This window comes from Pseudoalteromonas sp. BDTF-M6 (assembly GCF_018334135.1).
In the GTDB taxonomy this organism is placed as follows: Bacteria; Pseudomonadota; Gammaproteobacteria; order Enterobacterales; family Alteromonadaceae; genus Pseudoalteromonas.
In genome coordinates this window covers 172098-185477 of sequence record NZ_JAGXTQ010000001.1, presented here as the reverse complement: position 1 = coordinate 185477, position 13380 = coordinate 172098, and the positions used below count along the sequence as shown (strand labels likewise).

Below are 13380 nucleotides of genomic sequence, written 5' to 3'. Positions count from 1 at the left end.
CTAGTATTTTCTCCAAGGATTGGGCCCCAAGTAATGTCTATGCCTGAGCCGTGGAGGTTAGTATGCGCAGCTTAATTACCCTAGTGATGCCGCTTATTTTGTTATGGGGGTGCAATAGCACACAAGTCAAAGAGCTTCCCGCACCACCAATTAACTTGGCGTATCACCCGCAGTTCCAAGCGCAGCCGGTGGAGAGTCTAGAAGAAATATTCGCCCTCGATAGTTCGATGCAGGCCCAGTTAAACAACGCCTTCGCCACCCGCTCTGGTAATCTGAGCGCCACCAAGCGCTTGATGATGCTTATTTTAGAAAATGGCGACAAAAGCGTGCGCTACCAATCCGGTGCCACTCTGACCGCAGCGCAAACCTATAAACAACTCAATGCCAACTGTTTATCCCTGTCCATTTTAGCCTTTAGCATGGCCGAGCACTTGGGTTTAAAGGGGCAATTTCAACGCGTGCATATCCCCGAATATTGGGCACTTAATCGCGGCTATAACCTACTCACCGGCCATATTAACCTGCGCTTATATCAGCCGCGTCGCCGAAACGAAGTGTATGAGCTCTACAATGCCGAGCGCGAGGTCATTGTGGACTTTGCCCCGGATATCTCCGATGGCAATTTTAAAACCACGGAAATCACCAAAGAGCGTGTCGCCGCCATGTTTTATAACAACAAGGGCGCAGCGGCGCTAGTTGAACAAGACTATGAACGCGCCTACAGCTACTTTTACGCCGCCACGCAAATGGATCCCTACTACTCGGGCGGCTGGGGGAATCTAGGCATCCTCTATCGGCTCATCAATGATTTCGAGCGCGCCGAAAGCGCCTATCAATACGCCATCAATATCGACAAGGATAACAACACCGCGCTCGGGAATCTGGCGATTCTTTATCGCCTGACCGAGCGTACACACTTGGCCGAGGACATAGAGCGCAAACTGGCACAACTGCGCAGAAATAACCCCTACTACCATATTGCCTTGGGTAACGACAGCCTGGTACAAAAACAATATGCCCAAGCCTTAAATCATTTTCGCAAGGCCCGCGAGCTGGATGAACGTATCCACGAAAGCTATTTTGGCATGGCCCACACCTACTACTTAATGGGTGACATCAAGGCGACGCGGAAGTATTTACTGATGGCGCAAAAAAGAGCGCATTTTGACTATGATAAATTACGCTATCGCGGCAAACTGGCCAGCTTGGAACTGATCGCAAAAAATCGATGAAAATAAATTTTTACTTGATGGTCGTGCTGGGGCTGTTTGCTTCGCATCTGGCCCTAGCCTCTCCCTCTGCGCAATGGCATAAAGACCTGATCTACCTCAGCAGCGAAGCCTTGGCCGGGCGCAAGGCTGGCAGCGACACCGGTGCGCTAGCCGGGGACTATGTGCAAACACGATTGCAACAACTGGGTTATCAAACGCAGTTACAGCCTTTTGCGTTTAAGCAGGGCTTTTTTCAACAAGGTCAGGGGCGCAATATCATCAGCAACGATTGCCTACGGGATTGTCTGGTAATAAGCGCCCACTATGATCACTTAGGTAAACCCGGGCGTCACCATTATCCTGGGGCCAATGACAATGCCTCGGGCGTCGCTGCCATCCTCTATCTAGCAGAGCAGCTGCTGCCGCTGCGTGAACGCATCACCTTTGCCGCCTTCGACGCCGAGGAAAACGGCCTGCATGGCGCCAAGCACTTCGTCGACAACAAAGACCATGAAGCAATACGCCTAAATATTAATCTCGATATGCTTAATCTACCGCGCGCCAACAGCCGGCTGTTTTTCTATACCCGGGAAGATTTATGCCCCATGGCTAAGGCACAGCTTGATAACAGCTCCTTAAAAACACAAATGGCGAGGAGCAACCGCAGTATTAATCGCCGCCTTGATGGTGAGCGCATCGACTGGTTAAGAGCCAGCGACCACTGGGCTTTTGCCAGAAAAAAACTCCCCTTTATCTTTGTCACCTCGGCGGATGACCCACATTATCATCAATCGAGCGACACCCCAGAACAGATCCAAAGCGAGCGTTATGCGCAAACATTGCAACTGTTAACGCACTTTATTGAGGAGCTGCTAGGACCTGGGTGCGATGGTTTTCATGTTCGTTAACAAACTTTTCTTTGCCGGCACGGCTGCGTTTTTTAACCTCGATTTCGAGTTTACAGGCCTCGCTTCGGGTTCCTACTGGCATGGTGAATACCAGGGTGAGCGGCCCCTTGCCCTTTAGATTTTTGGCCCCCTTCCCCCGCTCATGCGCTTGCAGGCGTTTAGCAACATTATTGCTGACTCCGGTGTACCAATGGCCGTATCTTGTTTGCACAATATACAACCACCAAGACTCGGATTTCTCTAGACTCATTAAACTAATTACCTCGGTTAGGGTCTTATACCAATTCACTTAAATAGCTAATCACTCTAGCGGGCTAAATATCGTGCTAACTGTGTTGAAATTTTTCGATGTAGAATAACTACATAAGAAAAATTCCGCCTTGTTATCACAACATTTATCCAGCGCTATATCTGATCACATACTTAACAGAATTGGTATGATTTATGATTTCGCGCTTTACCTTCGGTGTCGAATGGGTATCATGCTAACAACAACAAATAAGGACTGATAATCGAACATGCAGTGGTTTAAACAGTTTTCGCTGGTAGCAGCCATCGTTATTGTGTGCAGTAGTTTAAGTGCATGCTCTAGTTGGGTCTACCGCATCAATATTCCCCAGGGGAACTTTCTAGAACAATCCGACGTTGATAAATTACGTGTCGATATGACCCGCGAGCAAGTACTCTACGTGCTCGGTAAGCCGGTAGCGCAAGATGCCTTTGACAAGGATACCTGGTATTACCTTTATGTTTTCAATCTTGGTCGCAAGTTCGAACAGCGCAAACAGCTTACGCTGCAATTTGCCAATGATCGCCTTGCCAGCATCAGCTCGGAAGATTATGAACAACCAGAAGACTTTAATACCCCGTTAGAACAATAACAAAATTATCGGGATGATCTAAAAACGCGGCCATGGCCGCGTTTTTTGTGTCACTGGTCTACAAGTTAGCTAGGGTCATCGCTTTTTACCTTGGCGCCGGTGATTTTATTGGCACGCCCTTCTTCCTTAGCTTTTTCGGCGCGTTTTCGGCGCGCCTCTTTAGGATCGGCAATCAGCGGTCGGTAAATCTCAACCCGATCCCCGGCTTTCAGCTCGGTATCCAGCTTACAGGTGCGATTCCAAATACCCAGGGTCAGGTTTTTCATATCAATTTCCGGGCATTTTTCCACTATGCCCGATTTCAATACCGCTTCTTCGGCGGTGCTGCCCTTGGGCACTTCAACTCTGAGCACGGTCGCTTTATCGGGTAAGGCAAATACCACTTCAACTTCTATCATTAACGCTCTCCGTAAACCACTTTGGCGCGCTGGGTAAAAGCCTGTACCATGTTTTTCGCGACTTCGTTAAAAACACGACCAAAAGCCATTTCCACCAGCTTGCTGGCAAACTCGAATTCCAATTTTAGGCTTACCTTGCAGGCATGCTCATCCAAGGGCTTAAACTGCCAATGGCCATGCAAATGCTTAAAGGGGCCATCCACCAACGCCAGGGCGATGGTGTGATGCTCAGCATCGAGTGTATTTTCGGTGGTAAACCACTTTTTTAGTCCGGCCTTGGATATTTCCAACCCAGCACGCATATGATTGTGCTGCTTTGAAAACACCTTGGCATCGCTGCAATGGGGTAAAAACTCAGGGTACGCATCGACATCATTGACTAGGTCGAACATTTCCTTGCTGCTATACATCACCAGCGCTGATTTTTCTATTTGTGGCATAACCTCTCCTCACAACAGCGCAATTCTAGCAAGCTTTAGGGCCAGCCCCAAGGGGCATTCGCTGCACACCCGGTTAAGGTGAAAACAGCACGCCACTTAAAGCGTCAGGGAGGCAAGAAAAAACTGGTGTAAATACGCATACAATCAGTATAATGGCGCCATTATGGCAAAGAAAAAAACAGCAAAATCGACCTCAAATACCATCGCGCTCAATAAAAAAGCGCGTCATGAGTATTTTTTACACGATAAATTCGAGGCTGGCCTTGAGCTTCAGGGCTGGGAAGTGAAAAGTATTCGCGCCGGTAAGGTCAATATCTCCGATACCTATATTCATATTAAGAACGGGGAAGCCTACCTATTGGGGAGCCAAATCCAACCCCTGAACAGCGCCTCAACCCACACCATTTGCGATCCCATGCGCTATCGTAAGTTGCTATTGAATAAGCGCGAAATAGATCGCTTGATCGGTGCCACCGAGCGTGAGGGTTTCTCCTTGGTGGCCACCGCCATGTATTGGAAAAAATGCTGGGTAAAATTGGAGTTTTACCTCGCCAAGGGTAAGAAGATGCACGATAAGCGTGCTGATACCAAAGAAAAAGATTGGGCTCGCGAAAAAGAGCGGGTCATGAAACACAAAGCAAGATAAAGCGAACCTAAGTTCGCTTTTTTTTATGCCCGTTTTAAGTAACAAAATATTGCGCCATCAGCCTTCTCCCCAACGGTCCGAGCCCCTATTTCTGCGCTTGTCACCGCCATGATGTAAATTTTTTTACACGTTTTTTTACAGATTCAGCCAAAAGATGCATTGCCTTTAAGTTGTTAATAATGTTAATCCTATGTTTCTACTGAATTTCTACTACACTCCTACGTGGATACTTAGCAGTAGATAATTATGACAACGAAAAATCCCCACAGGGATAATAATAAGGATTTCAGGATGAGAAAGTTCACACCCAGTGCCCTGCGCACGGCACTCACCTTGGCTTTAGGCACCGGCGCGCTGTCCATGTCGATTCAAGCGCAAGCCGAAGAGACAACGGCGGAAAACGTCGAACGCATTGAAATCACGGGTTCGCGTATTAAACGCACCGATATGGAAGGTCCTTCACCGGTACAAAGTATCGGCAAAGAAGATATCGCTAACATGGGTTACGACAACCTGCAGCAATTGCTTGAGCGTATGCCCGTGGCCGGTAATGGTACCTTCTCGACCCGCGGCAATAACCAGGATTCAACCGCCAACGGTGGTGCCGCGGTAAGCTTACGTGGTTTGGGTCCAGATGCTACCTTGGTACTGATCAATGGCCGCCGCGTAGCCATTAGTGCCTTTGCCGAGAGCATTACCAATTCCTTCGTTGATATCAACTCGATTCCGGTGTCGGCCATCGAACGTATCGATATTCTAAAAGACGGCGCCTCGGCCATTTATGGTTCCGATGCGGTCGCCGGTGTGGTCAACGTGATCTTGAAAAAGGACATCGAAGGCATCGAAGTGAACCTCGGTTATGGTGGTACCACGGGACCAAACCACGAAGAAACCACTGCCAGCCTAGTATGGGGTACCACCAGCGACAAAGGCAGCGCCTCGGTTATTCTTGATTACTTTAAAAATACCGGACTTGAAGCCGATGAAATGGGCCGTTTAGGCACCGCTAACCAATCGCCTTATGGCGGTATGGATTTTCGTTCATCGCGTGGCTTCCCTGGCTATTTCTATGTCGATGGCGTGAAAACCATTGACCCGGATTGTCCTGCCGACAGCGCCACCGCGAGCGGTAGCTGTTTATTTGATTACGGCCCTTATGGCTTTATTACGCCGCCTGCAGAGCGTGTTGGTGCCATCGCCCAATTCGATTATAAATTTAATAACGATATCACCGCCTTTATGGAAATCGCCGCGCAGCATAATACTTCGGAAGCCGGTGGTGCACCAACACCATTGGATGAAGATGCTGGCTTAACTGTCCCTGGCAGTCATCCAAACAACCCTTTCAACCAAGATATTGAAATTGGTCGTTACCGTACAGTAGATGCGGGCCCTCGCCGTTGGGACATCGAGTCCGATACCCTGCGCATCGTGGCGGGATTACGCGGTGAAATCAATGACTGAGGCTGGGAAGTAGCAGCGCAAAAAGGCCGCAGTAAGTCAGAGCAAACCGGCGACCGCTCTATGGGTTGGGTCCGTGTTGACTTCCTGCAGCAGGAAATCGACGCCGGTAACTACAATCCCTTCGGTGGCGTTCAGAACTCACCTGAGGTCATCGACCGCATCACCACCAGCCTAGTGCGTCGCGGTGAGTCGCATATGACCTCATTCGATGCCAGCATCAGCGGCGAAGCCTTTGAGTTTAATGAGCATATGGTCATGATGGCCGCCGGTCTTGAGTACCGCGATGAAGACGTCAGCGATGTGCCTGATGACCAATTCCAGCGCGGTCTGATCTTCGGCACAGAGTCGGTATCGGCGGCGGCAGAGCGCGACCAGTGGGCTGCTTATGTGGAATTCTCTATTCCTCTAAGCGATGATTTTGAACTACAACTGGCCGGTCGTCACGATGACTACAGCGACTTTGGTTCAACCACCAATCCGAAGGTAGCTTTTAAATGGGCACCCAGTGGCGAGTTTTCACTACGTGGTTCATGGGCTCAGGGCTTCCGTGCTCCATCGCTGGCACAAATTGGCTTAGGCCCATCGGAAGAGAGTCAATTCTTCATTGATACTTATCGTTGTCAGGCCACGGGCCAAGACTGTGATCTACTCGATTACAATATTGAGTTTGCCGGTAACCCGGATCTTGATGCCGAAGAGTCTGAGTCTTGGAACCTAGGTGCCATTTGGGCGCCGGTTAACGAGTTCGGCATATCTGTAGATATCTGGAGCATCGAGCAAGACAACAAGATCGACGAACAAGACTTCGGTAGCGTATACAACACCCATTGTAATGACCAAAACAGCACCGTGTGTGTGCGTCTTCCTCCTGTTGCAGGCCAGAGCCTGGGTGTGATCCAGCAGGTGCACAGTACGTTCGAGAACGTTTCTTCGCAAGAGGCCTCGGGTATCGACCTATCCACCAACTATAAGATGGATATGGACGATATGGGTCTGCTCAAGTTCAACCTTGAGTGGTCATATATGCACGAGTTCAACAAGGACGGTCGTGAGTATATCGGCGAATACGAATACCCGCGTCACCGTGGTTTATTCGCCACCAACTGGGAGTTCCAGGACTTCAATGTCAACATGAACATCAGTTATGTGGGCTCGTTTGAAGACACCCCGGATATCAACTTTGACGGTGATCTTGATTTCGACACCGCCAAATCCCGCGATGTTGACTCCCATACCCTGGTAGATATTCAAGGCGCTTATAACGTCAACGACGATATTCGTATCTCAGTGGGTATGAACAACGTCTTCGATGAAGATCCACCGTTTGCTATCGGTGATGGTGATTCCGACCTATACGGTTATGTATCTTCGGTACACAACCCACGTGGTCGTTATATCTACACCAACCTAACATGGCGCTTTAACTAAAACGCCAAAATGAAAAAGGCCGCTAAATAGCGGCCTTTTTATTTGCTGTGTTATACCAAGGACAATCGTTTAGCCGTAGGTATAAGAGGCTTGAATGCCCAGCGGAATACCCAGACCCCAATAGGCCAGTAAAAACAGGCTCCAGCCCACCAAGAAGGCAATGGAGTAAGGCAGCATCATGGCTATCAGGGTGCCGATACCTGTGTTCTTCACATACTTCTGACAATAGACCACCACCAGCGGGAAGTACGGCATCAGCGGCGTAATGATGTTGGAGCTGGAGTCCCCCACACGATACGCGGCCTGCGTTAAGTCCGGCGAGATATTAAGTTGCATCAGCATGGGCACAAAAATAGGTCCCAATAACGCCCATTTCGCCGAGCTTGAACCAACAAACAGGTTCACAAAGGCGGTTAAGAAGATGATGCCGATAATGGTCACCCCGCTTGGCAGCGACATGGCCTTAAGCACGGCAGCGCCCTCAATGGCCAATAGAGCCCCTAGGTTTGACTGCGCAAAGGCGGCAATAAACAAGGCACAGAAAAACGCCATGACTATATAATAAGCCATACCTTCCATGGCCTTGGTCATGGCCATGATCATGTCTTTCGAGGTCTTAAAGGTACCGGCAACAAAGCCGTACACTGCACCAGGTATCCAGAACAGCAAGAAAATCAGCGGCACTATGGATTGCATAATCGGCGCACTAAAGTCCGCCAGGTTGCCATTTTTGGCACGCAGCGGTGACGTGTCTAAGCTCGCAACATAGGCCAGCAAGGCCAAGCCGGCCAGCATAACGCCGGTGGCAATTAAAAAGGCTTTCTTCTCTTTGCCCGTGGCCTGGTCAAAGGCAGGCAGTTCATCGGTATTGCCGTCCACTTCTGAGCTCTTCAGTCGCGGCTCAATAATTTTGTCGGTGATATACCAGCCCACCAGCACAATAAAGATGCTCGATAGCGAGGTAAAGTAATAGTTGTTAAGTGGGTTCACTTCCATGGTCGGGTTGATGATCTGCGCCGCACTTTGGGTAAAGCTTTGCAGTAAGGGGTCAATGCCCGATGGAATAAAGTTGGCGCTAAAGCCGCCACTCACCCCGGCGAACGCCGCGGCGATACCCGCCAAGGGATGACGTCCCATGGCATAAAAGATCACCCCGGCAAGCGGAATTACCAGCACGTACCCGGCATCGGTGGCTGTGTGTGAAACAATGCCCACCAAGATCACCATGGGCGTCAGCAACGCCTTAGGTGTGCGTTTAAGCATAAGTTTAATGCCGGTATTGATATAGCCCGAATGCTCGGCCACACCCACACCCAGCATGGCCACCAGCACCACGCCCAAGGGTGCAAAACTGGTAAAGGTTTTCACCATGGAAGCCAAAAAGCCCGCCAAGGCATTGCCGGTAAGCAGGTTGTTCACCACTATGGGGGCTTGAGTGCGCGGGTCGATAACATCGAAGGTCACGCCCGAGAAGGCCCAGGATAGAACCCAGATAAGTAACATGGCAAAGAGGAAAATCATTGCCGGGTCTGGCAGTTTATTCCCCACTCGCTCTATGGTATTGAGAAAGCGCGCGATTGCGCCACTTGGTGCAGCTCCTTGCTGGTCACCATTATTATTATTCATTTTGTGACTCCTAACCTAAAAACAGTCACTCGGGCACAGGTCCCGAGCGATTAACACCATGCAGCCTACTTGAAAATTAACATAAAGGCTACATGCTAAAGCATTAGACTCGCCTAATGCCTGTAACTAGGTAGAGCTTGAAGCCGTTAACTGGCCAGGGCTTTCACCTGCTCCCAAATAACCACTACATGGTCGCGGTCGGCATCGGTTAGTTCCCCATTATGGTAGGCCTTAACCAGGCTCTGCTCAATTTGCTCGTTTAGCTCTGCCGGACTTAGGGCCAGGTTTTCCACTTGCGCATAACCCACGGCCAAATCGAAATGACCGCGTAAATAGCCGCCGGCAAATAGCTGGTCGTCATCGGCGTGATCAACCAAATCGTCAAAAAAACGCTGCGCCGCGTCTACATAATTTGAATAAGGCATTACTGCTCCTCATTGTGGCCCACGGCATAGAGCACGTGGTCATTAAAACCTGTGGTTACTTGAATATAACCGGATAATTCGTCGTCCAGGGCGCTGTCGCCGGTATCACAAATAAGTGGTCGCCCCTCTAGCGCCTGCAGCTTGCTCTTGGTCGCCACCACGATAATGTTTTCTTTGCCTATGGCACGGATCAGGGCCGGACTCAACTGTTGGTTACCACGACCAAACAGGTGGCCCTGGCCGCCAATCAAGGTGATCACCAGTTTAGTCGGCTTGTCTTTGCAGGCCTCAAGCAACTGTTGTGCGGTCATATCGCGGCCGATCAATTCCTGATCCTGGACCAGATCAACGCCAAGCAGGGTATTGTCCAGACCCATTTCTTCCATCACCGCGGCCACGGTTGAACCCGAACCGATGATATATTGCCAATCTTCGTCCATCTCGCTGACCACATAGGCGGCGATGTCGGCAAGCACCAGCTCGTCCACTTCCTTACCGGCCCCATTTTTCACCGCCTGCACATAGCGCAATTCGCTCGGCACACGCAGTTCACCATAACGTTTGGCACGCACCGCACCGGCGCGAAAGGCGTCTTCATCGATATCCATCACATCGCTTTCGGCAAGCGTGACCAGCTCACCCATAACCAGCATCTCCACCACCCGGCCCGCCGCTTTAGGGGTAATGGCATAGACGCCGGAGTGGATTTTGCAGCCGGCGGGAATGCCCAAGGCCGGTACTCGCTCGCCAATGGCATGGCAAAGGTTTCGTGCGGTGCCATCGCCACCGGCAAATAAAATCAGGTCAACGCCTTGCTCGCACAACATTTGCGCCGCACGCTCGGTGTCCTGTGCCGTGGTAGGGTGGGCACTGTGATACACCACCTCGACATTAAAGCCGAGCTCCCTGGCCACCAACTCCCCCATACCGCCATTAACGGTATAGATGGTCACATGCTCTTGATGCGGCAGCAACTGCTCAAGTGCCGCGCGAGCACGCAGGTGCGCCTTGGGCTCTGCACCCAGAGCCATGGCTTTAGCGGCGGTATCGGCACCATCACTGCCCTTCAGAGCCACCGCGCCTCCCAGGCCGGCCACGGGATTGATAATAAAACCCAGCTTAAACTGCATAATCTAGTTCCTTTGGAGGTTGCCATTGTATCTGTGTGCGACACAGCGGATAAGGTTGATCATAATGCTGTGCCAGGGCCATAAGCAATTGCTCGGTGCGCGCATTAAAACCCTGCTCTATCAAGGTCAGGAGTTTATCATAGACACGCTTTTGAAAGGAGAAGCGACAGGTTTGCTCACCACCTAGGTTATCCGCCGAGACGTTAAAGGTAAAACCGGCGGCCAAACACAGCGCCCATTCAATGGCCTGCGGATGCACCTCAACATTTTCAAACTCATGCTGCTGTGCCTTGCTGCGACCATCGGGGCAATACCAGTAGCCGTAGTCTTCCAATTGACGACGACGCTCTCCGGCCACCAGCCAATGGGCTATTTCATGCAAGGCGCTGGCATAAAAGCCATGGGCGAAGACAATGCGATGATAGTCGCACCGGTCGTCGGCGGGCAAATAAATAGGCTCATCGTCGCCACGCACCAATCGGGTGTTATGGGTGGCAAAAAATGTGCGTTCAAAGAGTGTGATTAATTCGTCAACCTGGTGCATAACTAAGGGTAAATTCAAAACACCGCGCGATTGTACGGGCTTTGGCCGCTAAAGTAAAAACGCAGCCCTAGGGCTGCGTTTTTTATTCGGGTCTTTGTCCGGGTATTGGCCCATGCTCGAGGCGTACATCGGGGTTTTGCCCCCGTTGACGCAACAGATGATCCATCAGGGTGATGGCCATCATGGCCTCGGCGATGGGTATGGCGCGAATGCCCACACAGGGATCGTGACGGCCCTTAGTGATCATCTCCACCGCCTCATTACTGGTATTAATGCTCTGGCCCACCACGGTAATGCTGGAGGTCGGCTTAAGGGCAATGCTGGCGACAATGTCCTGACCGGTGGAAATACCCGCAAGCACGCCGCCGGCATGGTTTGAGGTAAAGCCTTCCGGCGTCAGTTCATCGCGATGCTCTGAACCCTTTTGTTCGACCACCGCAAAGCCGTCGCCAATTTCCACGCCCTTGACCGCATTGATGCTCATCAGCGAATGCGCCAGCTCCGCATCGAGGCGGTCAAAAACAGGCTCACCCAAGCCCACGGGGACGCCACTGGCAACCACCTTGACCTTGGCGCCGATGGAATCACCTTGTTTTTTCAAATCGCGCATATATTCATCCAGGGCATCAAGCTTGCTGCTATCTGGAAAGAAAAACGCATTTTGCTCAACCTGCTGCCAGTCGTACTGCTCGGCCTTAATGGGGCCAAGCTGTGACAAACAGGCTTTTACTTCTATGCCATGAAACTGCTTAAGGTATTTTTTGGCAATAGCTCCGGCGGCCACACGAATCGCGGTTTCCCGCGCCGAGGAGCGTCCACCGCCACGATAGTCGCGAATGCCGTATTTGTGCCAATAGGTGTAATCCCCATGACCCGGTCGAAACACGTCTTTGATCTTGCCGTAATCTTTGGAGCGCTGATCGGTGTTTTCAATCAATAAACCAATACTGGTTCCCGTGGTTTTACCCTCGAACACGCCGGAGAGGATCTTCACTCTATCCTCTTCACGACGCGCTGTGGTGTAGCGACTCTGTCCCGGCTTACGGCGGTCTAAGTCGCCCTGTAGGTCGGCTTCATCGAGCTGCAAACCGGCGGGACAGCCATCGACTACCCCACCGAGGGCGGGGCCGTGGCTTTCACCAAATGTGGACACCCGAAACAGCTGCCCTATGCTATTACCTGCCATACTTCATCCTCATTCCAAATGGCGCGAAAAATCAGCGGTGCTTATTGCCCGAAGTAGGCATCAAGCTGTGCTTTAGAAATCATAAATACCCCAAGGCCACCGTGTTCAAACTCTAACCAGGTAAAGGGGGCGTCGGGGTAAAGCATCTCCATATGTACCATAGAGTTGCCCACTTCAACAAATAACAAACCTTGTTCGGTGAGATGAGCGGAGGCCTTGGCTAATAGCTCACGGGTAACATCCAACCCGTCCTCGCCCGATGCCAGACCCAGCTCCGGCTCATGGTGGAACTCTTCTGGTAAGTCGGCCATGTCTTCGGCATCCACATAAGGGGGGTTGGCGACGATCAGGTCGTATTTTTCATCGCCGACGCCGCTAAAGACATCGGATAGAATCGGCATCACCCGATCTTGCAGTTGGTAATCCTGAATATTGAAGTCGGCCACCGCTAAAGCGTCAGGAGAAATATCCACCGCATCCACCAGGGCATTGTCAAACGCTTGCGCCAGGGCTATGGCGATACAGCCCGAGCCGGTACACATATCAAGCACGCGCGTGATTTGCTCAGGGTGCTGAACCCAAGGAGAAAACTGCTCGTTAATAAGCTCAGCAAAGGGCGAACGCGGCACCAGCACACGCTCGTCAACGTAAAACGGCATGCCAGCAAAATAAGCCTGATTGGTCAAATAGGCCACCGGCGTACGCTCGTTAATGCGTCTTGCGATCAAGGCACATAAGTGCTGTTTTTCGCGACTAGTCAGGCGACTGCCCAGCAGGTTTTGCGGGGCATCCATGGGTAAATGCAATGAAGGTAGAATAAGTGCTACCGCTTCATCCCAGGCATTGTCGGTGCCATGACCAAAATAAATGCCATGGGCGCTAAATTGACTGGTGGTCCAACGTAGCCAATCGCTAATGCTATGCAGTTCCTGCTGAGCTTCCTGCAGTTCAGCATCGCTAATAAGGTTGTCGTTCATATTCTGTTGCTAGTTCAGCTAATAATGTCGCCATTGTAGCGTGTTTAGCGCTAGGTTTTTATGCTTTTTTTACCTGGTATCTGTTTATCCAGTTGGTTTATTTTAAGCTCAACGTA

Annotated in this window: 13 protein-coding genes and 1 pseudogene; 5 read left to right on the top strand and 9 right to left on the bottom strand. The window is 50.9% G+C overall.

Annotated features, from left to right (window positions below):
• Window positions 1-62: 62 nt before the first annotated feature.
• Window positions 63-1232: a tetratricopeptide repeat protein gene (locus tag KD147_RS00815; protein ID WP_105255320.1), complete on the top strand. Its 1170-nt coding sequence runs from the start codon at window positions 63-65 to the stop codon at window positions 1230-1232.
• Window positions 1229-2119, top strand: coding sequence for a M28 family peptidase (locus KD147_RS00810; protein WP_212546566.1), 891 nt, complete (start codon window positions 1229-1231; stop codon window positions 2117-2119). Before KD147_RS00815 ends, KD147_RS00810 begins: the two co-directional genes overlap by 4 nt.
• On the opposite strand, the gene KD147_RS00805 is transcribed toward KD147_RS00810, so the two are convergent.
• A complete protein-coding gene (locus KD147_RS00805; protein ID WP_105255523.1) occupies window positions 2070-2369 on the bottom strand; it encodes a GIY-YIG nuclease family protein in 300 nt (99 codons plus the stop codon). The genes KD147_RS00810 and KD147_RS00805 overlap by 50 nt on opposite strands.
• Window positions 2370-2637: 268 nt before the next feature.
• Between KD147_RS00805 and KD147_RS00800 the strand changes: the two genes are divergently transcribed.
• Complete coding sequence (locus KD147_RS00800) at window positions 2638-3000, top strand: outer membrane protein assembly factor BamE (protein ID WP_105255318.1); 363 nt, start codon at window positions 2638-2640, stop codon at window positions 2998-3000.
• A 65-nt stretch (window positions 3001-3065) separates the two neighbouring features.
• On the opposite strand, the gene KD147_RS00795 is transcribed toward KD147_RS00800, so the two are convergent.
• The gene (locus KD147_RS00795) at window positions 3066-3398 is read right to left on the bottom strand and encodes an RnfH family protein (protein ID WP_105255317.1); all 333 of its coding nucleotides are present in this window, start codon (window positions 3396-3398) and stop codon (window positions 3066-3068) included.
• The gene (locus KD147_RS00790; protein WP_105255316.1) at window positions 3398-3838 is read right to left on the bottom strand and encodes a type II toxin-antitoxin system RatA family toxin; all 441 of its coding nucleotides are present in this window, start codon (window positions 3836-3838) and stop codon (window positions 3398-3400) included. Before KD147_RS00790 ends, KD147_RS00795 begins: the two co-directional genes overlap by 1 nt.
• Before the next feature lie 163 nt (window positions 3839-4001).
• On the opposite strand from KD147_RS00790, the gene smpB reads away from it, so the two are divergent.
• Window positions 4002-4484: an SsrA-binding protein SmpB gene (gene smpB, locus KD147_RS00785; RefSeq protein WP_105255315.1), complete on the top strand. Its 483-nt coding sequence runs from the start codon at window positions 4002-4004 to the stop codon at window positions 4482-4484.
• Window positions 4485-4775: 291 nt separating this feature from the next.
• Window positions 4776-7376: pseudogene (locus tag KD147_RS00780) on the top strand (TonB-dependent receptor plug domain-containing protein).
• A 69-nt stretch (window positions 7377-7445) separates the two neighbouring features.
• On the opposite strand, the gene KD147_RS00775 reads toward KD147_RS00780, so the two are convergent.
• The 6 genes from KD147_RS00775 to prmB all read right to left on the bottom strand — a co-directional run bounded on the left by KD147_RS00775 (window position 7446) and on the right by prmB (window position 13264).
• Entirely contained in the window at window positions 7446-9002 is a 1557-nt protein-coding gene (locus KD147_RS00775) for an AbgT family transporter (RefSeq protein WP_105190092.1), read from the bottom strand.
• A 146-nt stretch (window positions 9003-9148) separates the two neighbouring features.
• Window positions 9149-9427 carry a YfcL family protein gene (locus tag KD147_RS00770; RefSeq protein ID WP_105265709.1) on the bottom strand — a complete coding sequence of 93 codons (279 nt, stop codon included), beginning with the start codon at window positions 9425-9427 and terminating at the stop codon, window positions 9149-9151.
• Window positions 9427-10557: an ATP-NAD kinase family protein gene (locus KD147_RS00765; protein WP_212546565.1), complete on the bottom strand. Its 1131-nt coding sequence runs from the start codon at window positions 10555-10557 to the stop codon at window positions 9427-9429. The genes KD147_RS00770 and KD147_RS00765 overlap by 1 nt, the downstream gene beginning before the upstream one ends.
• Complete coding sequence (locus KD147_RS00760; RefSeq protein WP_212547029.1) at window positions 10547-11101, bottom strand: elongation factor P hydroxylase; 555 nt, start codon at window positions 11099-11101, stop codon at window positions 10547-10549. The genes KD147_RS00765 and KD147_RS00760 overlap by 11 nt, the downstream gene beginning before the upstream one ends.
• 82 nt (window positions 11102-11183) lie before the next feature.
• Window positions 11184-12287, bottom strand: coding sequence for a chorismate synthase (gene aroC / locus KD147_RS00755; protein ID WP_105190096.1), 1104 nt, complete (start codon window positions 12285-12287; stop codon window positions 11184-11186).
• Window positions 12288-12328: 41 nt separating this feature from the next.
• Window positions 12329-13264: a 50S ribosomal protein L3 N(5)-glutamine methyltransferase gene (gene prmB, locus KD147_RS00750; RefSeq protein WP_105190097.1), complete on the bottom strand. Its 936-nt coding sequence runs from the start codon at window positions 13262-13264 to the stop codon at window positions 12329-12331.
• Between the last annotated feature and the right edge of the window lie 116 nt (window positions 13265-13380).